We start from the raw sequence: 20,430 nt of genomic DNA, 5'->3' as shown, positions 1-20,430 counted from the left end.
AAACAGTCGTGTCAGGATTTTCGTCCCTTGCCGCCCTTGTTGCCCGCGAGGGCCTGCTTTCTGGCCTTCTGCTTCTGGGCGCCCTTGCTGGCGCGGCGCGGCTCGGGGTCGAAGCGGGTGAGATCCGGCTCAAAGCCCGGGAACCACTGCTGGGGCAGGCGGGTATCGAGCACGGCTTCGACTTTTTCCAGCAGGGGGGCGTCTTCCGGGCTGAACAAGGTGATGGCGAGCCCCTTGTTGCCGGCGCGGCCGGTGCGCCCTATGCGGTGGACGTAATCCTCGGGCTGATGGGGGAACTCCAGATTGATCACATGGTTGAGATCGCTGATATCGAGGCCGCGAGCCGCCACGTCGGTGGCCACCAGCGCCTGCAAGGTGCCGGCGCGAAACGCCAGCAGCACGTTTTCCCGTGCGCTCTGTGACAGATCCCCGTGGAAGGCCAGCGCATTGATGCCCCCCTTGCCAAGCTGCTGGGCCAGCTTGTCGGCCCCCTGGCGAGTGCGGCTGAAGATCAGCGCCGGCGCCCAGCCTTTCACGGTCAGCATGTGTTGGACCAGCGCCACCTTGCGATCACTGTCCACCGCATAGACCCGCTGCTCCACCTCGGCCGCCGTGGTGTTGCGCGGTGCCACTTCCACCAGCGCCGGGTCGCGCAGCAGTACCTTGCAGAGGGCAAACAGGTTGTCATCGCAGGTGGCCGAGAACAGCAGGGTCTGGCGATCCGCCGGGATTTGCTTCAACAGCGCCTGGATCTCGTCCATAAAGCCCATGTCGAGCATCCTGTCCGCCTCGTCAAACACCAGATGGCGCAGTTCGGCCAGCGTGAGCGCCCCCTGGCGCAGGTGATCGAGCAGGCGGCCCGGGGTGGCTATGAGGATATCCACCCCGGCGTTCAGCGCCTCCACCTGTGCGGCGATGCTCACCCCGCCGTAGACCAGCGTGCTGGTGAGAGTGGTGCCCCTGGCGTAGCGAGTGACGCTCTCGGCAACCTGCACCGCCAGCTCACGGGTCGGCACCAGCACCAGGGCGCGGATGGGGCGAGGGGCATCGCTCGTCGGGTGTTGCAGCAACTGCTCCAGCAGCGGCAGCACGAAGGCGGCGGTCTTGCCGGTGCCGGTCTGGGCGCCCGCCATCAGATCCCGCCCCGCGAGGATCAGGGGGATGGCGCTGGCCTGCACCGGGGTGGGGGCGGCGTAGCCAAGCTCGGTCAGGGTTTGCTGCAAGCGGGGGGAGAGGGCCAGTTCGGCGAAGGAGGCAATGGACATAGGGCACCAGTATGGGGTTATCCCGCCCCGTGGCCGGGACGGAAACAATCAGCGTGGGCGGGATGGTAACAGATAGCAGGGGAGCGGCAGAAGCCGGGCCGCTCAGGGGGCCGAATTGTCACCCGGATCGCGGACAAGGCGGATGGTCTGCCCCTGGTAATAGGCGATATTGCGCTTGCCGTGCTGCTTGACGTGATAGAGCAGGTCGTCGGCCAGTTGCACCGCCTCGGCCACCGTCAGGTAATCGCGAATGCGGGTTACTCCGGCGGAGAAGGTGATGGGGGCGGGCAGCTCGGGGATGCGCAATGGCCGCTCCAGCAGGCGGGCGGCGGAGTGATGCATCATTTTGTCATCGTCCATCCCCTTGAACAGCACGATGAACTCTTCCCCGCCCCAGCGAATGGCGACATCGCCCTTGCGGATATTGGTCTTGAGGTGATTGGCGAAGGCGACGAGCGCCAGGTCACCCACCCCGTGACCATGGGTGTCGTTGACGGACTTGAAGTTGTCGATGTCGAGGATCATCAGGTAGTCGTGCTCCCGCAGCAGCGCCTGATTGAGGATGTCACGGCGTGGCAGCCGGGTCAGATGGTCGGTCTGGGCCAGGATGCGCAGACGGGTAACCAGGCTGCGCCCCGTCAGCATGATCAGCAGCAGGATGATGAGATAGAGCTTGAAGGCCGCCCCGTAGAGCACGGACCGGATGAAATCGCCGTAACTGTATGACCACTTGAGGTAGAGATCATTGCCTGCCTGGGTGCGCATCAGCGGCGTGCTCAGGCAGAGGTGGAACGGGCGGCAGGGCTCGACCTCTTCGAAGGAGAGGACGGTCCGGGTCGGATTGAGGCTCTCGAAGGGGTGCAGCACATCCTTGAACGCCCGGTCGACGGCGATGTCGATGCCCTTGAGTCCATAGCGGTAGTCCTTGATGGCGGGCTCGTAATAGACGAAGGGGAAGTAGAGGGTGATGGTATTCAGTCCGGTGAAGGTGTCGGTGTAGATCTCGGATACCCAGGCTTCATCCGTGCTGCAGGGGACATGGGTGGAGGCGAAGGAGGCGCAACCGAAAAAGTGGGTCCAGGGCTCGATGTCATTGAGGTCGGTGTTGACCGGGAGCAGTTGGCTCGGCAGCATCCCCTTGTTGGCGACCATGCCAAGCAGGCGGCGATCGTCATAGAAGGCGTAGAGGTTGAGGACCTCGGGGTTGGAGATGACGTACAGGTAGGCGAGGAGCATCTGGTTGGCCGGGGGCAACACGGGAATGACCGCCAGGCGCTTCAGGGTGGGGAGATCATAGCCATAGGCATAGGCCGCCGCATCCCCGTTCTCGCTGAAGATGGGCATCTTGATGCTGCTGTTGTCGATGAAGTCAGCCAGTTTCTCTGGCGCCAGGATGCGGGCCCGCTGATAGAACACCTCGAACAGGTTGGCTTGCTTGGCGGTAATGAGCGCCATGTCGTGCCTGATGACGAAGTAGGTGTAGTTGGCTACCAGCCCGAGCCCTGTCAGAGCCAGACATAGCCAGCCAAACCGGTAGAGCCATTGACGGGGGATGATACGCAACAGTGATCCAGCCATGCAGTGAACTCGTCCATGGTGACAGAGGCCATTCTTGTAACTGATTTTGCCGGGCATCACCAGATGAAGTTGGTGGGTCGTCACCCGGCATGCGCAAGAATGAGCCAACAATATCAAAAAGATAGACGATGAGGCGTCATGCGATGTTAGGCAGGGAAAAGGGGTGGCGACTGAAACAAGAGGGCATGGCGCCCTCTTGTGTGGACTGTGACGGGCGCCTTAGCGAGCCTGGTATTTCGGCGAGCGGGGGCCATGGAGGATGCCGTTGGGCATGTCGGCACTGAGCAGCCTGACGCTGGTGATACCGGCGATTTCATGACCCTTGTCGGTAAGGGTGTTGGCAATCTGATTGACCACCGCCACCACCAGCATGCCGATGAGGCCGCCCCCCGAATTGCCCTGCTGCTCGGCACTGCTGGCGCTGGCACTGCCTTCCCAAAGCAGCTTGCCGGTGCGCAGATCCACTAGGCGGGCACTGGCGGTGACCACTGTCTCGCTGGAGATGACCAGATAGCTGGTACCGTACTCTTTGATGTCGAGGTAGAGGGCGGTATCGGCACCGTAGATCTCGTGGAGCTTCTTGATGGGCAGCGCCTGGATGTCGGCGGGCTCGGTCACGCCGTTCTGCCGGAACGTCTCGTTGGTGACCGCCACCGGCAGCACGTAATAACCGGACTCGGCGAGCGGATAGGTGATCTGGGATTGCAGGCTGGCGCCCGCCTTGATGTCCGGCGAGTGATTCACCGGTGGCAGCACCAGAATGGAGGTCGGTCTGCTCTCCTTGAAGTTGCTGTAGTCGTAACCGGGGCCCTGTGCACAGCCGCCCAGGAGGAGGGCGCCCAGCGTGAGGGCAAGGAGGGTGCGCAGGGTCATTGGGTCTCTCCCTTCTTGTTGGACATCAGGAAGTTCATGAAGGGGGCCGATTCGGGGAAGAGGCGCTTCTCGGTTTCGAACTGCTCGCGAGTCTGGGCATCCTTGCCGAGCTGGGCGTACAGCATGCCGAGGTGAGCGTGAAAGCCCGGTGGCACAGCCTGCCCCTTGGCGCTCGCTTCTTGCTGGTTTTTCTCCAGCGCATCGATCTGCGCTTCGACCCCGGTGTCGTCACCCTGCATGTGCAGGTAAACCACCCCCTGATATTGATCCCAGTTGTAAAGCGTCTGCGGCCCCTGGGCGCAGGCGCTCAGCAGCAGGCCGCTGACCAGCAGCAGGGAAGGACGGAACCGCGTCATCTCGTCTCTCCTCATTGAGCCGGGCGCCAGGCACCGGTCTCGATGCCGTTCACCAGATTGTTGACGGCCTCGCGGATGGCGAGATCCAGCACCTTGCCGTTCAGGGTGGAGTCGTAGCTGGCGGTGCCGCCGAAGCCGACGATCTCGCGGTTGGAGAGTTCGTACTCCCCGGCACCCTGGGAAGAGAAGACCACTTCCGAGGTGGTGACGTTGACGATGTTCAGGTTGACCTTGGCATAGGCGATCTGTGACTTGCCGCGACCCAGGATGCCAAATAGCTGATGATCACCGACTTCCTTGCGACCAAATTCGGTGACGTCGCCGGTGACCACGTAGTCGGCGCCCTTGAGTTGCTGAGCCTGTTGCTTGATCCCGGCTTCGGCCTGGATCTCCGCCATGTTGTCGCGATCCAGCACGCTGAAGCGGCCGGTCTGCTGCAGGTGGGTGATCAGCACGGTTTTCGCCTGGTTGCCCAGCCGGTCCACGCCGTCGGAGAAGATGCCACGCATGTAGCTGGAACGGTTGTCGAACTTGCCGACGGCGATGGGGCTGCGTGCGCCCTGATAGTGGCTCTGATAGGAGGCAACCTTGGGCACCTCCAGGGTGCGCGACGACTCGCTCGCACAGGCTGTCAGCAAGCCCGCCATCAGGATGACACTGGATGAAACAACAAACTTCTTCATGTAAGGCCCCGTTATCAAAGGAAAAAACAGCGGCGGACTCTAACATGGTTCGTTGCGAAGAAAGTGCCCCGTATGGGGGGCATACCCGCTCAATCCCTGTGCGTTTGACAGGGGAGAGCGGAGGGCTGGGTCTGTTGCAGGGGCTGGAACACCTCCTCCAGGGCTGCCACCAGGGCGCGCATGCGGCCCGTCTTTTGCACATCCGGGTGCAGCACCATCCAGATGTCGATGGGATCGTGCTGGTCAGGCAGCAGGCGCACCAGGGCGGGATCCTCCTCGGCGAGGAAGGTGGAGAGCAGGGCGATGCCGAGCCCCTGCCGGGCGGCGGCCATCAGCACCAGCTGGGCATTGCTCTGCAGGACCACGTTGGGTTCGTGGAGCGGTTCGCCGCACAGACTCAGCCAGTGACGGGCCACCAGCTCTCTGGGAAAGAGCAGCAGGTCGTGCTCTTGCAGTGCCTGACCCGAGCGGGGCGTGCCCCGCCTGGCCAGGTAGTCGGGAGAGGCGTAGAGCCCCATCTTGATGGTGGCGAGCCGTTTGACCACGAGATCTCCCTGCTCGGGGCGCACGCTGCGAATGGCGAGATCCGCCTCCTGATTGGGGATGTCGCTCACGCTGACGGCGGTCAGCAACTTGAGGCGGATGCCGGGGTGGCGCTGGCGCAGCAGGGTGAACGCGGGCAGCACGAAGCCCTGGGCCAGGGTATCCGTGGTGGCGATGCAAAGCTCCCCTTCCTGCTCCCCCAGGCTCGCGGTGCGCATCATGGCCAGGGCCGCCTGCGCCATGGCCTCGGCCTGGGGCAGCAGCGCTTCCCCCAGGGGGCTGGGGCGATAGTGTCTGGGGGTGCGGATAAACAGCTTGGCCCCCAGCTGCTGCTCGAGCAGGGTGATCCGTCGCCCGACGGTGGCCTGATCCACCCCGAGCTCGAGTCCGGCCTGCCGCAGGCTGCCCCGCCGTGCCAGGGCCAGGAAGAAGCGGGCATCGTCCCAGTTGATCATGCTTGCTCCTCACTCAAGCAGAACGCCCGATTGGCGCCGCAATATTAGATGCCAGCGGGGATGGCAGCACAAGGGGATAGACCGGGTCCGGTGCCCCGGCCAAGGGCGCGCGCCACCCCGACGTGATGCAGGATTGAGTCGGCGTGATGCAGAACTGCCGCAGTCCGGGGTGGGCGGGATCGCTATGATGTCGCTCCCGATTGCGGTTTCATTTGTCTGCCACTGGAGTGTCCATGTCTGTCTCAAGCGTCCCGGCTTGCGAGCCAGGTCAGGTTGTCCATCCTCGTCTGCGCTGGTTTCTCTCCCTCGCCCTGATGTCGGCCCTGCTCAACAGCAGCGTGCCTACCCCGCTCTATCCCCATTACCAGGCTGCGCTGGCTCTGAGCGATCTCGGCCTCAGCCTCATCTATGGCGGCTATGCGGGGGGCGTGCTCATCGCCTTGTTCGGGGTGGGCAACCTGGCGGGACGCGTGGCGGATCTGCGCACCCTGATCCTGCCTGCCCTGGTGGCGGTCGGGGGCGGGGCCCTGCTCTTCTCCCTGGCCGACAGCTTCTGGGCCCTTTTGCTGGCGCGGCTGCTGGCCGGGATTGGCACGGGCAGCCTGACCGGCGCCGCCAATGTGGCGCTGCTGCGTTTTGGCCCCAGGGATGGGGGCAAGCGGGCGGCGCTGAGCGCCACATTGTCTTTCACCGCCGGGCTGGCCCTTGGCCCCGTGTTCAGCGGGCTGGCGCTGCAGCAGGATCTCTACCCGACCACGCTGCCGTTTCTGCTGATCCTGGGGATGGCGGCCTGCGCCATCGTGGGGCTGGTGTTGAGCTGGCCCAAAGGGGTGAGGGCGACGGAGGCCGCCCCGAGCGGGCAGGGTGGCGGATCCCTGGGAGAGGGGCTCAGGGCTACGGGGGCCGGGTTCTTCCTTTGCGCCCTGGCGCTCTTCACCGCCTGGGCGGTGGCGGCCAGCTTGCTGGCCATGGGTCCCAAGGTGGTGAGCGAGATGCTGGGCATGACGGATCTGGGGCTGTTCGGCTATCTCGTCGCGGCCTATCTGGTCTTCTCCGGGCTTTGCCAGCTCTGGGCCCGTCGCCTCGATGCCCGCCATACCCTGCAAAGCGGCGTGCTGGCCCTAGCGCTGTGCGTGCTGCTCTTTGCCGGGGCCGTTCACGGCCTGCCCAGCTGGCTGGCGGGACTCGGGCTGCTGGTGGCGGGCTATGCCCAGGGGGCCGTGTTCGTGGGCAGTGCAACCCTGATCAATCGCATCGCGCCCCCGGCCAGCCACGCGCGGCTGCTCTCCCTCTTCTATGTGATCGCCTATGTGGCGAACTGGGTACCCGTGTTGCTGGGCTGGGTGAGCGACGGGGCCGGTCTTGGCGTCGCGCTGGATCTGCTCTTCGTCGGCAGCACCCTGACAAGCCTGGGGTTGGCCTGGGCGGTGTCACGGCGGCGCTTCGAACCCGCTGTGTGACAGGGCATCACCCATCGACCAGGACGACGCTCCCGGCATCCAGGTGGTGCATCCACTCCCGCAGGATCAGCAGGGCGGCGGCGATGCGCCTCTCCCTCGGCAACTGGGCCGATGCCAGGGGATCCCCCTCCACCATGGCGGCAAGCTGGCCGAACAACCGCTCAATGTTTTCCCGGCTCTGCACCCGGTTGCCTAGCACCTCGGTCAGGGGCTCCGGGCTTTGCAGGTGCAGCACGGGGTGGGGCGGGATCCGTGCCGCGAGGGGCATCAGCACATCCTCCACCACCATGATGGCTTGCTCAAGCTCCAGGGGCGTCGGCGGATCCCGGCGAAAGGGTCCCGGGGTCAGGGCATCGAGCCCCAGTGTCAATGCAAATGTCTGGCTGGAGCCATCGGCCGCGGTGAGCGCGACCTGGCTTCGGGTATTGCCCAGGCTCAGCAAAATGGTTTCGTGATGCTCTCTGGTCATCTGGTGTGCTCCTGGCGTTGGATGCCCCATGGATACACCCGCACGGGGCGGATTGGCGAGTCATTTCGCCCCCCATTCGGGCATCAGGGGTTGCAAAGATTGCCATGAGTGGCAATCTGGACGTCCAAACGTCTTTAAAGGAGCCCTGACATGGATATTCGTATCGTCCCCCGCGCCCTCGTGCTCGCCCTTTCTCTGGTGGGGGCGAGTGCCCTTGCCAACGAGGCCCTGGTGTTCCAGACCGACTTCGGTCTCAAGGATGGCGCCGTCTCGGCCATGAAGGGGGTCGCCTTCGGGGTGGACCGCACCCTGCCGCTCCATGACCTGACCCACGAGATCCCGGCCTACAACATCTGGGAAGCCTCCTACCGCCTCTATCAGACCCTGCAATACTGGCCCGCGGGCACCGTCTTCGTCAGCGTGGTGGACCCCGGTGTCGGCACCGAACGAAAGTCGGTGGTACTCAAGACCAGGAGCGGCCACTACATCGTCAGCCCGGACAACGGCACCCTGACCCTGGTGGCGGAGCACTTCGGCATCAAGGCGGTGCGCCAGATAGACGAGAAAACCAACCGCCTCAAGGGCTCCGAGAAGTCCTACACCTTCCACGGCCGCGACGTCTACGCCTACACCGGCGCGCGCCTCGCCTCCGGTGCCATCAGCTTCGAGCAGGTGGGGCCTCTGCTGCCCGCCGAGGTGGTGACCATCCCCTATCAGCCCGCGGTGGCCGAGCAAGACGGTACCCTGAAGGGCACCATTCCGATCCTGGACGTGCAGTACGGCAACGTCTGGACCAATATCGACGACAGCCTGCTGACCAAGGCGGGTATCCACAAGGGGGACAACGCCTGCATCAGGATCAGCGAAGGGGATGCGCTGAAATACGAGGGCAAGGCCCCCTACGTCAGCAGCTTTGGCGATGTGCCGGAGGGCCAGCCCCTGGTCTACCTCAACAGCCTGTTGCAGGTGTCGGTGGCGCTGAACATGGACAGCTTCGCCGCCAAACATCAGGTGCAATCCGGCGCCAACTGGCATATCAGTCTGAAGAAGTGCAACTAGACGTTGCCAGCGGGTGCTACCCGGTACAAACGGGCATAGCAGTCTGAAGAAGTGCAACTAGACGCTGCCATCGGGCGCTATCCGGTACAAACGGGCATAGCAGTCTGAAGACGTGCGGCTAGATAGAGGGGAGAGCTTCTGTCGGCGATGTGTCTCTTGGGGCGGTGGGACTGGTGTCCACCGCCCCTTGTCGTTGGCGATGGCGTCTTGCCGGGCCAGCCGGTTATCTCATCATTTGTCATCCTCGTTTAATAAAGCGCTGCCATGCTGTGGCCGGACGCCGTGATGACGCAATGATTGCGCCGAGATAACAAGGAAAAGCCGATGAGCCGTTTTGACGAGAAAGACAGTGCCAACCACCCCCGCGAGCAGGAGCCGGCATTCAACCGCCTCATCGAGGCGGGTCTCAGCCGCCGTGGCTTCCTCAAAGGGGTGGGCGCCGCCAGCATGGTGGCCTTCTTTGCCGCGAGCCCCGTGGCCCAGGCCGTGGCTGCCGCCACCCGGCCGCTGCTTGGCTTCCAGGCCGTGCCCGCCTCGGTGGCCGACACCATAGTGGTGCCGCCCGGCTACAAGGCCGAGGTGCTGATCGCCTGGGGAGATGCCCTCTTCCCCGATGCCCCCGCCTTTGCCCAGGGCAATGATGCCAAGGCCCAGGCCCGCCAGTTTGGCGACAACAACGACGGCATGAGCTTCTTCTCCCTGGGGCCGGATCGCGCCCTGCTCGCCGTCAACAACGAATACACCAACTACGAATACCTGTTTGAAGATGGTGGCAAGACCCTAAGTGCAGAGGCTGTCGCCAAGGCTCAGGCGGCCCACGGGGTTTCCCTGGTGGAGCTGGTGCGCATCGATGGCAAGTGGCAGGCCAACCCCAGGGGGGCCCTCAACCGCCGCATCACCGCCACGACCCCCATGACATTGAGCGGCCCGGCGGCGGGCCATGCCCTGCTCAAGACCCAGGCCGATCCCGAGGGGCGCACCGCCCTTGGCACCTTCAACAACTGCGCCAATGGCCAGACCCCCTGGGGCACCTACCTCACCTGCGAGGAGAACTTCAACGGCTACTTCGGCAGCGAGGGCAAGCCGGAGCTGGACCAGCGCGCCGCCCGCTACGGCTTGGCCGCCGAGGATGCGGGCTTTGGCTGGCACAGATTCGACGAGCGCTTCGATCTCGCGAAGCATCCCCAGGAGCCGCACCGCTTCGGCTGGGTGGTGGAAATCGATCCCCGCGATCCCGCCTCCACCCCGAAGAAGCGTACCGCCCTTGGCCGCTTCAAGCATGAGAATGCGGCCTTCACCGTCAACCAGGATGGCCGCGCCGTGGTCTACCTCGGCGACGACGAGCGGGGGGAACACATCTACCGCTTTGTCTCGAAGAACAAGGTGGCGCCGGGCAACGATCCTGCGAACCGGGATCTGCTGGACGAGGGCACCCTCTATGTGGCTCGCTTCGAGGCGAGGGAGGGGGAGCTCAAGGGCACTGGCCAGTGGCTGCCCCTGGTACACGGCCAGCACGGCCTGACCCGGGAGAACGGCTTCGCCGATCAGGGGGAGGTGCTCATCTTCGCCCGGGAGGCGGCGACCCGGCTCGGCGCCACCACCATGGACAGGCCCGAGTGGGTGGCCGTGCATCCCCACAGGGCCGAGGTCTACTGCACCCTGACCAACAACAAGAACCGCGGCCTCAAGGAGAACCAACCTCTCGATGGCGCCAACCCCAGGGCCGAGAACCCCTATGGCCAGATTATTCGCTGGCGCCCGATGGGGGACGATCACGGGAGCGACAGCTTCGAGTGGGATCTCTTCCTGCTGGCGGGCAACCCCGGCGTGCATAAGGAAGGGCTGATGGCGGGCAGTGCCAACATCCATCCGGACAACATGTTCAACAGCCCGGACGGCATCGGCTTCGACGAGGCGGGGCGGCTCTGGATCCAGACCGACGGCGACTACTCCAACGAGAAGCAGTTTGCCGGCATGGGCAACAACCAGATGCTGTGCGCCGATCCCGCGAGCGGCGAGGTGCGCCGCTTCCTGACCGGCCCCGTGGCCTGCGAAATAACGGGCCTCACCTTCACGCCAGACTGGCGCACCCTGTTCGTCGGGGTGCAGCACCCGGGTGAGGAGGGGGCGCCCTCCCATTTCCCGGACGGCGGCACCGCCATTCCCCGCTCCGCTGTGTTGCGGATCACCCGGGACGATGGCGGCATCATCGGCGCCTGATGGCCCGGGGTAACCGACTGGCCCGTGATGACAAAAGCCGCCTTCGGGCGGCTTTTTTTGTGGGTGTGGCGGGCGGGAGACAAAAAAAGACCGGGTACGGGACCCGGTCAAAGAACCCGCGCATTCAGGGAAGAAGTGCGGGCGTTCAGGCTTGGTGGCGGGGCCGGGCATCGGCCCCTGATCCGGTGTCGGGGTGAGTGGCGTCACCCCGGCGTCAATGCGGGCTATTCGCGCTCCAGTGCGTGGATGGGATCCAGCCTGGCGGCCCGGCGGGCCGGGGCGAAGCCGAATATTACCCCGATCAGGCTGGCGCAAAGGCAGGCCACCCCCATGGCGGCAAGGGAGTAGCTCATCCGGACGCCGCTGCTGACGTAGTCGAACAGTTGGCCCAGCACCAGGGAGAGGGCGATGCCGAGCACGCCCCCCAGCAGGCAGATCAGCACGGCTTCAATGAGGAACTGCTGCTGGATATCCCGGGTCCGGGCGCCGACCGCCATCCGCACCCCTATCTCCCGGGTGCGCTCGGTGACCGAGACCAGCATGATGTTCATCACCCCTATGCCCCCGACGATCAGGGAAATGAGAGCGATGAGGGCGATCAGCGTGGTCAGGGTGGCGCTGGTCTGGCTGATGGTCTGGCGGATACTGTCGGTGTTGAGCAGGAAGAAGTCCTGGCTGCCGTGGCGCAGGGTGAGCAGGCGGCTGATGCCATCCTGGGCGGCGTCCAGGCTCACCTCGTCCCGTACCCGCACGCTGATGCTGCGCAGATGGCTCTGCCCCAGCAGGCGGCTCATGGCGGTGGTATGAGGGATCCAGACGTTGAGGGTCTCGTCGCTGCCAAAGCCGCTCTGGTTCTTGATGGCGACCCCGATCACCCGGCAGGGCAGATCCCCCAGCAGGATCACCTGGCCCAGGGGAGACTGGGTCGGGGCGAACAGCTTGTCCCGGGCGTGCTCGTCGATCACCACCTCCTGGGCCAGGCTCTCCTCGCTCTGGCGATCAAAGCCCATGCCCTGGGCCAGGCGATAGCCCCTGACCTGGAAGAACTGGGCGCCGACGCCGTTGATGGTGCCGGAGACGGCGGTGCTGCCAAGGCGCAGGGTGGCGCTGGTGCTGAGGCTGGGGGTGACGCTGTGCACGTAGTCCAGCCGGGCGATGGCCTCGGCGTCCCCGATCCGCAACGTCTGTATGGTAGCGGAGCGCATGTCCCCGAAGCCGCGGCCGGGGAACACCTCCAGGGTGCTGGTGCCCATGGCGTTGATGTTCTCCAGCACCCGCTCCCGGGAGCCCTGGCCGAGGGCCACCACGGTCACCACCGAGGCGATACCTATGATGATGCCGAGCATGGTGAGAAAGGTGCGCAGACGCTGGGCAACCATGGCCTTGAGGGCCATCTGCAGGGCATTCCCGAGCCCCGCCATCCGCGGGGTCTTCCCCCTGGCGGACGTCTTGGTGGCGGCCTGGGTCGCCTGGGGAAGGGTCTGTGGCTCGCGCGTGCGGCGATCGGCGATCACCCGGCCATCTTTCAGTTCGATGATCCGCTCGGCGTGGCGGGCGATGTCCATGTCGTGGGTGACGATCACCAGGGTGTGGCCCTGGCGATGCAGAGCTTGAAGGCTCGCCATCACCTCGGCGCCGCTCTGGCTGTCGAGGGCCCCGGTCGGCTCGTCGGCCAGGATCACCTCGCCGCCGTTGATGAGGGCCCGGGCGATGCTGACCCGCTGCTGCTGGCCGCCGGAGAGCTGGCTTGGCTTGTGTTCGAGCCGGCTGGCGAGGCCGAAGCGGGTCAGCAGGGCCTCGGCCCGCTGGCGTCGCTCGGCCGGATCCAGACCTGCGTAGAGGGCGGGCACCTCCACATTGGTGCGGGCATCGAGATCCGCCAGCAGGTGATAACGCTGGAAAATGAAGCCGAAGTGCTCCCGGCGCAGGGCGGCGAGCTCGTCCCGGCTGAGGGTGGCAGTATCGCGCCCGGCCACCAGATAGGCCCCCTCGCTCGGCTGATCCAGGCAGCCCAGCAGGTTCATCAGGGTGGATTTGCCGGAGCCCGAAGCGCCGACGATGGCCACCATCTCTCCACGGGCGATCGCCAGATCGATGCCATCGAGCACGGTGACGGTGCGTTCACCCTCTTTGAAGTGGCGGCGGATGCCCCGCAGTTGCAACAAGGCGCCCATGGTCACATCCCCATGGGGGGCGGCATCCCCCCGGCGGCGTTGCTCTGGCCTGCGCTCACTTCGCTGACGATGACCCGCTCACCGGCGCTCAGGCCCGACAGGATCTGGGCATCCACCTTGTTGTTCAGGCCGACCTTGACCCGGCGCAGGCTGATCCGGCCTCCGTCGTCGATCACCCTGACCTGATCCCCCTGCAGGGCGATGGCCGGGATCACCAGCGCATCTTTGAGCCGGGCGACCACCAGATAGACCTGGGCCGTCATGCTGATCCTGAGCTGACCATCCTGGTTGGGCACCTCGAACAGGCCGTGATAATAGATGGCGCTGCTGTCGCTGCTGCTGGTGGTGTCGTCGTCATTGATGGTGTCGGGGGCGGGCTCGATGGCCCGCAGGGATCCCTCGAAGCGGCGCTGGCTGTTGCCAAGAATGGTGAAATAGACCGGCATGCCGACCCGGACGTTGATGACGTCGGCCTCGGAGATCCTGGCCTCCACCGTCATGGTGTCGAGCTGGGCAATCTTGAGCAGGGTAGGGGTGCTCTGGCTGGCGTTGAGGGTCTGCCCCTCCTCCACCGGCATGGCCACCACGGTACCGGAGAGGGGGGCCAGGATCCGGGTATACCCCAGGTTGACCCGGGCTGTGTCCACCGCGATCTCGGCCTGCACCCGCTGGGCGTTGAGGGCCCGGATATCGGCCAGGGTCTCGTCCAGGGTCGCCTTGGCGCTGTCATGGTCGGCCGTGCTGCCAAGACCTCTTGCGACGATCTGCCGCTGGCGCTGGTATGCGAGGCGGGCATTGCGAAGGGTGGCCTCTTTGGAATCCAGCTGGGCCTGGAGGTTGTCGCGCTGGGCCAGGGCATCCTTGAGGGCGTTCTGCTGGGGCAGATCGTCTATCTCGACCAGCAGCTCCCCCTGTTTGACCTCCTGCCCCAGAGTCACGTGCAGTTTCTTGATCTGGCCCGACACCTGGGCGCCCACGCTCACCTGCTTGCGCGCCTTCAGGGTGCCGTCCGCCATGATGAGCTGCTCCAGATCCCGGGTCTCGGCACTGGCGGTGATGTAGTCGCTGGCGGGTGCCTTGGCTTGGGGGCGCCAGGCCAGCAACAGGGCGAGGGCACACAGGGGCAGCAGCCAGAAGAGACGAGGGGAGAACGTGGGCATGACAACCTGTATCCTGAATGACGATCACGGCGGCACTCTACCCCAGAGCCGGGTTAAGGCTCTTTGCGCCAAGCGTAAGGGTTTCGTAAAAATGGCTGCCAAGTGCGTGGCAAGCGGCGAAAATGGCCGCCGACAAGGGAGACCGCATATGAAGATCCTGCTGGTGGATGACGATGCCGAACTGGGCGCCATGTTGAGTGAATACCTGGGGGGAGAAGGGTTTGATACCACCCAGGTGCTGACCGGAGGGGAAGGTGTGCACCATGCCCTCTCCGGCCGTTACAGCGCCCTGCTGCTGGATGTGATGCTGCCCGACTTGAGCGGCACCGAGGTGCTGCGCCAGGTGCGCCAGCGCAGCCGCCTGCCGATCATCATGCTGACCGCCAAGGGGGACAACGTGGATCGAGTGGTGGGACTGGAGATGGGGGCCGATGACTATGTGCCCAAACCCTGCTACCCCAGGGAGCTGGTGGCCCGGCTGCGGGCCGTTCTGCGGCGGGTCAACGAGGGGGGGAGCGCAACCCCCTCGCCGGATGCCCTCATCCTGGGGGATCTGACGGTCACCCCGGCCAACCGGGTCTGCCTCTGGCAGGGGGAGCCGCTGGAGCTGACCGCCACCGAGTTCAACATGCTGGTGTTGCTGGTGCGAGCACCGGAGCAGGTGGTCACCAAGGACACCCTCTCCCTGCAAGGGGTAGGGCGCCCGCGGGAGGCCTATGATCGCAGCGTCGATGTGCACATCTGCAACCTGAGGCAGAAACTGCAGCAAAAAGCGGGGGAGGCCGTCACCATAGAGACGGTGCGCAGCATAGGGTACAAGATACGGTGATCCTCAAGGGACGTTTGTTCTGGAAGATTCTGCTGGGGTTCTGGCTGGCCATCGTGCTGGTCAGCCAACTGCTCTGGCTCGGTTTTCGTGCCGAGCGTGACCCCCCGGAAGAGCACCTGGCCCAGCAGTTGGCGAACCAGCATCTGGAGATGGCGGCAGCCGTGCTGGCAAAGGGGGGAATCGAGGCTGCGACGGCATTGAGCCAGGCCATGTCGCCGCCGTTGCTGCAGATAACACTCCTCGATGTCTCCGATGCGCCTCCCCGGCCAGCGCCCCGGGCATCCAGGTTGACAGCCTCCGGGGAACCTGGCCCGGGCAGCGTGCTGACACGCACCGTGATTGCCAGCGACGGGCAGACCTATCTGCTGCAGACCAGAGTGGACCCGCGCGTCCTCCCCGGCGGGCCGGCTCCCGGCCCCCTCTCCTGGCTCAACATTCCCCCGCCCATGCTCTGGATTGGCGGCCTGGGGGGACTCTTGTTCAGCATTCTGTTCGCCTGGCACCTGACCCGGCCCATGAACGCCCTGCGGCGCAGCTTCGATCGGGTAGCCAGGGGGGATTTGGGGGTCAGACTCTGGCCCGCTCTGCGCTGGCGCCGGGACGAGCTGACGGAGGTGGCGAAGGAGTTCGATCTCATGGTGGAGCGGTTGCAGCAACTGGTCGAGGGGCGCGAGCAACTGCTTCACGACGTCTCCCACGAGCTGCGATCCCCCCTGGCCCGCATCCAGATGGCCATCGGCCTGGCGGAGCAGCGCCCAGAGAAGGCGAGCGACGCCCTGGCGCGGATCCGGCTCGAGACGGAGCGGATGGACAGGATGATAGGGGAGCTGCTGACCCTCTCCCGTGCCGAGCAGGGCCACGGGCTTGAGCAGAGCCACTACGACCTGCTGGCGCTGGTGGAGACGGTTGTCCAGGATGCCAGGTTCGAAGCCCAGCAATCCGGAGTCGAGATAGGGCTCGAGGCGGCGCTGGGGGAGGGTTGTCTCCTGCTGGGGCATGCCGAGCTGGTGCGCCGCGCCGTGGATAACGTGGTGCGCAACGCCCTGCGTTTCTCGCAGTCGGGCCAGATGGTGAATGTTCGCGTGCTGCGCCTGGGCCAGGAGGTGCAGCTCTCCATCGCCGATCGGGGGCCCGGGGTGGAGGAGGGGAAGCTGGCGGGGATCTTCGACCCCTTCGTGCGCATCGGCTCACCCCGCATGGGCAAGGGCTACGGGCTCGGGCTCGCCATCGCCCGCAAGGCGGTGATTCTACAGGGCGGTACCATCCAGGCGCGCAATCGCGCACAGGGGGGGCTGAGAGTGACCATGACGCTGCCCCTGCATGACCCGTCCTGAGGTACGCGGCTCAGACCCGAGTGGGGTAAAACCCCGGTAATGAAAGAGGGGGCCAAGGCCCCCTGCTCGTATCTGTTTCACCGTGCGATTCAGCGCAGCGCCGCGGGCGGCGGCACCTCGGTGTAGCGCCCGTCTATTTCTCGCAGGTAGTAGTGACCCTCCCTGACGTAATAGCGGCGGCCATCCAGATCCAGGGGGATGAGCCCTGTCTCTGCCACCACCAGGACCTGAGGAGGTGGGGAGACCACCACATAGTGGTTCTCCTGCCGACGGTAGAAGATGCCGTCGAGCACATAGTAGGTGAGCCCGGCCAGCAGCAGGGTTTCCACCCCTCCCGGCAGCCTGTCGACGCGGTGGCCGAAGCCGGGGCCAGCCCCATGACCGTACTGCGGGGCAGGGCTCTCCCATCCGCCCGGTCTGCCCATGTTCCCCGGACCCGCCATGGCGGGCAGGGCGATGGCCATGGCAAGCAGCCAGAGTGAAGGGCGGTGCAGACTCATCTCACTGCCCCTTGAGCGGCGCACCGGCGGGCTGGGGTTTGAGTGGCTGGGGCGGCAGTTCGCGCACGCTGACCGTGACCTCGTAGCGGGTATCCGGCTTGGCGGCATCAATGTTTTTGGACAGCGCCTGGATCAGGGCCTGGGGATCCGCACCCTGCTTGCTGGCGTGATAGAGCACGGAGGGGGGCGGTGTCATGGGGCCTCCCTGGCGGGCGCCCATCGGGGGCGGCATCTCGCCGGCATGAAGGAGCGTGGTGCCCAGCAGAAAGGCAAGGGCGACAGGATAGCGTGACATGATGATGACTCCATTGATGGGAACGCCCCCATCAAACGCGACGCGTGCGCCCGGCTCAACCACCTTTACACCCTCTTTTCGCCCTCTTTACAGTTGTGACAACGGGCGCCGTGGCGCCCGTTGTGTGTCGTGAACCGCTCACCGGATCAAAACTCGTTGGAGAGCGCCTTGTAACCCCTGACCAGGTCGATGTTGGTGTGAGCCACATCCTCGGAGAACTCGGTGGCGTCCACGGTGACGCGCGGGATCTGCGCCAGATCGCTCTGCTGGTTGATGCGGGTGGTGGAGGGGACATAGAAGCCGGGGGGAATATCGCAGCCATCGACCACGGAGTTGTGGCGCACCACTGACCCTTCGCCGATGTGGCAGTTGAACAGCACACTGTTGAAGCCGATGAAGACCCGGTTACCCACTTCGCAGGGGCCGTGGACGATGCTGCGGTGGGCGATGGAGCTGAACTCGCCGATGGTGACGGCAGCGCCGGATTTGGAGTGGATGACGACGCCATCCTGAATGTTGGAGTTGGCGCCGATGACGATGGGTTCCATGTCACCACTCTCGTCCACTTCGTCTGCGCGGATCACGGCATAGGGGCCGACAAACACGTTCTCCTTGATGATCACCTTGCCACAGATAATGGCGGTCTTGTCGATATAGGCGGATTCGTCGATAACGGGCAGGTGACCTGAGGGATTCTTGCGGATCATGTTACGTCCTGTTGCTGATGAAATCGGGGAAACGTGGCGCGTCATGAAGGCCCGCCGGAGAGCCAGCTTACGCCTCTGATCCGGCAGGGGAAACCTTTTACTGGTCTGACCCACAGTGAGTAAGGCCATTTTGAGCGATTGTTCTTTGACTCCCTGTTATGGGAGCATGAGGGCGCAAAATGGGGCGCCACCGGGTGCAAAGAGATGAGGGGGAACGAGAGATGAAGCAGGTCATGGTATGGCTGGTGGGGTCGCTGTTGTGGATCTCCGCCGCCCAGGGCAAAGGCTATGCGGGGGAGTTTGACTATTACGCCATGGTACTCTCCTGGTCGCCCGAGCATTGCGCCATCAAGCCAGGGGATCGGGAGCAGTGCGCCCGCAAGCTGGGGTTCGTGCTGCATGGGCTCTGGCCCCAGTATCAGCGCGGCTACCCCGCCAGCTGTACCCGCGAGCGGTTGGATGCGGACATGGAGCAGCAGTTTGCCGGGCTCTACCCCAGCCGCTTCCTCTATCGCCATGAATGGGAGAAGCACGGCACCTGTTCCGGGCTGAGCCAGGAGGCATTTCACCAATTGGCCAGCGATCTGCGCCAGAAGGTGAAGATCCCGGCCGCCTATCAATCGCCGGAAGAGCCGCTGCGCAAAAACAGCTTCCAGCTCAAGGCCGATCTGGCGAGCGCCAACGAGTGGCTGGCCCCCGATAACATCACGGTGGCCTGCGCTGATGGGGGCCGCTTCCTGCGGGAGATCTACATCTGCATCAACAAGCAGGGGACGGATGCCGTTCCCTGCTCCGACGAGATGCAGAAGCGGGAGCGCCGCTCCTGTGGCCAGCCGGACTTCCTGCTGCGCAGCGTGCGTTGACACCTCACGTTCGGGCCCTTCGCGGGCCCGATGTGCAATGAACCTCAAGGAGCCTGATGGATGAAAGCCAAGGCAGGATATCTGGCCGGGAACTGGACAGGCGATATCGCCAGACGACGTGTCAGCACGTCAGGTGCGCTCTGCCGACTCAACCCGCCTCTGGCGCACAATCAGACTGACCATCAGAAACAGGAAACCGTCATATGACGCTCTTTGCCGAACTGGGGATGCGCTATCCCGTCATTCAGGCCCCCATGGCGGGCGTGCAGAACAGCGCCCTGGCGATGGCGGCGACCAGTGCGGGGGCACTGGGCTCCCTGCCTGCCGCCATGCTGAGTGGTGCCGAGCTGCGCCAGGAGCTGAGCTGCCTCGCCGCCAGCGGGCCGGGCCCATACAACATCAACTTCTTTTGCCATCGGCAGCACGAGCCGGAACCGGCTGCGGAGCAGCGCTGGCGCCAGGTACTGTTACCCTATTACACCGAGTTCGGGGTGGATGCCGCTGCGCAGTCGCGTGCTCCCGCTCGGGCCCCCTTCAATGACGAGCATGCGGCCCTGCTTGCAGAGTTCAGACCTGCCGTGGTCAGCTTCCACTTCGGCTTGCCCGAGCCTGAATTGCTTGCCCAGGTAAAAGCCACAGGCGCAAAAGTGTTTGCCAGCGCCACCACGGTGGCAGAAGCGCAGTGGCTTGCTGACCACGGAGCCGATGCCGTCATCGCCCAGGGGCTGGAGGCGGGTGGCCATCGCGGTCACTTCCTGAGTGAGGATCTCAGCTTGCAGCAGGGCACCTTTACCCTTCTGCCACAGGTAGTGGCGGCAGTAGCGATCCCGGTTATCGCTGCAGGAGGCATAGTCGATGGAAAGGGCATCAGAGCCGCCCTTGCTCTGGGAGCGAGCGCCGTGCAGGTGGGAACGGCGTTCCTCTGTTGCCACGAGGCGACGACCTCGCCCCTGCACCGTGCGGCGCTGCAGGGGAGGCATGGCCAACACACCGCACTGACCAATCTGTTCAGCGGCCGTCCGGCGCGGGGGATAGTCAACCGCTTGATGCGGGAACTCGGCCCCCTTTCGGTGCTGCAGCCAGACTTCCCGTATGCCAGCGGCGCATTGGCTCCGTTGCGTGCCGCAGCCGAAAAGGCGGGTGACAGCGGTTTCTCGCCACTCTGGGCCGGGCAGAATATATCGGGTTGCCGCTCCATGGCGGCAGCCGAGCTGATCGCTGCCTGGGTTGCTGAGGCAGGACTGGTCTGAGCGTCACTTTGCGATTCTCTTCCTTTATATATGGATTGATATGGTCAGCAACCCTTCGAACAGGAGACGGGCAGAGAGGAACGGGAGGTAATAGGGGGCAGAATGAGCCCTTTCCGGGTTTGCCCTGTGGGTAAGTCTGTATAAAAACTGTGTTTTGATATGAATAACTAAGAATCGGCATTTTTTTGCAATTTTATTGCGATGAGAGCTTGCCAATGTGATTTATGTCTCTATAATGCGCCTCCATCGACAGGGCAAGCGGCAACGCAAACAAGCCTGTCGGTGCCTCGAAAAAGCCTCGTCAAATAAGGCTTGACTCGAGAAGGCGGTTGAGTAGAATGCCACTCCCGCAGCAGC

At 64.6% G+C, this 20,430-nt stretch carries 19 protein-coding genes; 7 read left to right on the top strand and 12 right to left on the bottom strand.

The window, feature by feature from the left end:
* Window positions 1-11 precede the first annotated feature (11 nt).
* The 6 genes from AB7E19_RS16830 to AB7E19_RS16805 all read right to left on the bottom strand — a co-directional run bounded on the left by AB7E19_RS16830 (window position 12) and on the right by AB7E19_RS16805 (window position 5,753).
* Window positions 12-1,265: a DEAD/DEAH box helicase gene (locus tag AB7E19_RS16830; protein ID WP_319919034.1), complete on the bottom strand. Its 1,254-nt coding sequence runs from the start codon at window positions 1,263-1,265 to the stop codon at window positions 12-14.
* Window positions 1,266-1,367: 102 nt separating this feature from the next.
* Complete coding sequence (locus AB7E19_RS16825; RefSeq protein ID WP_045523432.1) at window positions 1,368-2,843, bottom strand: GGDEF domain-containing protein; 1,476 nt, start codon at window positions 2,841-2,843, stop codon at window positions 1,368-1,370.
* Window positions 2,844-3,062: 219 nt separating this feature from the next.
* The gene (locus AB7E19_RS16820; protein ID WP_128297302.1) at window positions 3,063-3,716 is read right to left on the bottom strand and encodes a DUF799 domain-containing protein; all 654 of its coding nucleotides are present in this window, start codon (window positions 3,714-3,716) and stop codon (window positions 3,063-3,065) included.
* Window positions 3,713-4,072: a DUF4810 domain-containing protein gene (locus AB7E19_RS16815; RefSeq protein ID WP_427935995.1), complete on the bottom strand. Its 360-nt coding sequence runs from the start codon at window positions 4,070-4,072 to the stop codon at window positions 3,713-3,715. The genes AB7E19_RS16820 and AB7E19_RS16815 overlap by 4 nt, the downstream gene beginning before the upstream one ends.
* Window positions 4,073-4,083: 11 nt before the next feature.
* Window positions 4,084-4,755: a CsgG/HfaB family protein gene (locus tag AB7E19_RS16810; RefSeq protein WP_029313711.1), complete on the bottom strand. Its 672-nt coding sequence runs from the start codon at window positions 4,753-4,755 to the stop codon at window positions 4,084-4,086.
* Between the two features lie 89 nt (window positions 4,756-4,844).
* Window positions 4,845-5,753, bottom strand: a complete 909-nt coding sequence (locus tag AB7E19_RS16805) for a LysR family transcriptional regulator (RefSeq protein ID WP_322131902.1) — start codon at window positions 5,751-5,753, stop codon at window positions 4,845-4,847.
* Between the two features lie 233 nt (window positions 5,754-5,986).
* Between AB7E19_RS16805 and AB7E19_RS16800 the strand changes: the two genes are divergently transcribed.
* Window positions 5,987-7,213: an MFS transporter gene (locus AB7E19_RS16800; RefSeq protein ID WP_322131901.1), complete on the top strand. Its 1,227-nt coding sequence runs from the start codon at window positions 5,987-5,989 to the stop codon at window positions 7,211-7,213.
* Window positions 7,214-7,220: 7 nt separating this feature from the next.
* Here the strand turns inward: AB7E19_RS16800 and AB7E19_RS16795 are convergent, their stop codons facing one another.
* Complete coding sequence (locus tag AB7E19_RS16795; protein WP_322131900.1) at window positions 7,221-7,682, bottom strand: hypothetical protein; 462 nt, start codon at window positions 7,680-7,682, stop codon at window positions 7,221-7,223.
* A gap of 150 nt (window positions 7,683-7,832) precedes the next feature.
* Between AB7E19_RS16795 and AB7E19_RS16790 the strand changes: the two genes are divergently transcribed.
* Window positions 7,833-8,741, top strand: a complete 909-nt coding sequence (locus AB7E19_RS16790; protein ID WP_427935992.1) for an SAM hydrolase/SAM-dependent halogenase family protein — start codon at window positions 7,833-7,835, stop codon at window positions 8,739-8,741.
* 324 nt (window positions 8,742-9,065) lie between these two features.
* Complete coding sequence (locus tag AB7E19_RS16785) at window positions 9,066-10,961, top strand: PhoX family phosphatase (protein WP_322131899.1); 1,896 nt, start codon at window positions 9,066-9,068, stop codon at window positions 10,959-10,961.
* 224 nt (window positions 10,962-11,185) lie between these two features.
* Here AB7E19_RS16785 and AB7E19_RS16780 read toward each other — a convergent pair whose 3' ends face one another.
* Entirely contained in the window at window positions 11,186-13,135 is a 1,950-nt protein-coding gene (locus tag AB7E19_RS16780) for a MacB family efflux pump subunit (protein WP_427935989.1), read from the bottom strand.
* A gap of 2 nt (window positions 13,136-13,137) precedes the next feature.
* Window positions 13,138-14,295: an efflux RND transporter periplasmic adaptor subunit gene (locus AB7E19_RS16775; protein ID WP_319862421.1), complete on the bottom strand. Its 1,158-nt coding sequence runs from the start codon at window positions 14,293-14,295 to the stop codon at window positions 13,138-13,140.
* Between the two features lie 148 nt (window positions 14,296-14,443).
* On the opposite strand from AB7E19_RS16775, the gene AB7E19_RS16770 reads away from it, so the two are divergent.
* Both AB7E19_RS16770 and AB7E19_RS16765 read left to right on the top strand, forming a co-directional pair.
* Entirely contained in the window at window positions 14,444-15,124 is a 681-nt protein-coding gene (locus tag AB7E19_RS16770; RefSeq protein WP_010672948.1) for a response regulator transcription factor, read from the top strand.
* Between the two features lie 14 nt (window positions 15,125-15,138).
* Window positions 15,139-16,458, top strand: a complete 1,320-nt coding sequence (locus AB7E19_RS16765) for a HAMP domain-containing sensor histidine kinase (RefSeq protein WP_427935986.1) — start codon at window positions 15,139-15,141, stop codon at window positions 16,456-16,458.
* 89 nt (window positions 16,459-16,547) lie between these two features.
* Here the strand turns inward: AB7E19_RS16765 and AB7E19_RS16760 are convergent, their stop codons facing one another.
* From AB7E19_RS16760 to AB7E19_RS16750, 3 genes are all read right to left on the bottom strand, one after another.
* Complete coding sequence (locus AB7E19_RS16760; protein WP_010672950.1) at window positions 16,548-16,958, bottom strand: DUF6515 family protein; 411 nt, start codon at window positions 16,956-16,958, stop codon at window positions 16,548-16,550.
* Window position 16,959: 1 nt separating this feature from the next.
* On the bottom strand, window positions 16,960-17,253 hold the full coding sequence (locus AB7E19_RS16755) for a hypothetical protein (protein WP_427935984.1): 294 nt from the start codon (window positions 17,251-17,253) through the stop codon (window positions 16,960-16,962).
* Between the two features lie 146 nt (window positions 17,254-17,399).
* Window positions 17,400-17,960, bottom strand: coding sequence for a carbonate dehydratase (locus AB7E19_RS16750; RefSeq protein ID WP_010672952.1), 561 nt, complete (start codon window positions 17,958-17,960; stop codon window positions 17,400-17,402).
* A gap of 221 nt (window positions 17,961-18,181) precedes the next feature.
* On the opposite strand from AB7E19_RS16750, the gene AB7E19_RS16745 reads away from it, so the two are divergent.
* Window positions 18,182-18,823, top strand: coding sequence for a ribonuclease T2 family protein (locus tag AB7E19_RS16745; RefSeq protein WP_322131894.1), 642 nt, complete (start codon window positions 18,182-18,184; stop codon window positions 18,821-18,823).
* A gap of 203 nt (window positions 18,824-19,026) precedes the next feature.
* Window positions 19,027-20,073 carry a nitronate monooxygenase gene (locus AB7E19_RS16740; RefSeq protein ID WP_322131893.1) on the top strand — a complete coding sequence of 349 codons (1,047 nt, stop codon included), beginning with the start codon at window positions 19,027-19,029 and terminating at the stop codon, window positions 20,071-20,073.
* Window positions 20,074-20,430: the final 357 nt, after the last annotated feature.

The organism is Aeromonas sp. (genome assembly GCF_050252055.1).
Taxonomy (GTDB): Bacteria; Pseudomonadota; Gammaproteobacteria; order Enterobacterales; family Aeromonadaceae; genus Aeromonas; species Aeromonas caviae.
This window is presented reverse-complemented; position numbering and strand designations above follow the sequence as displayed.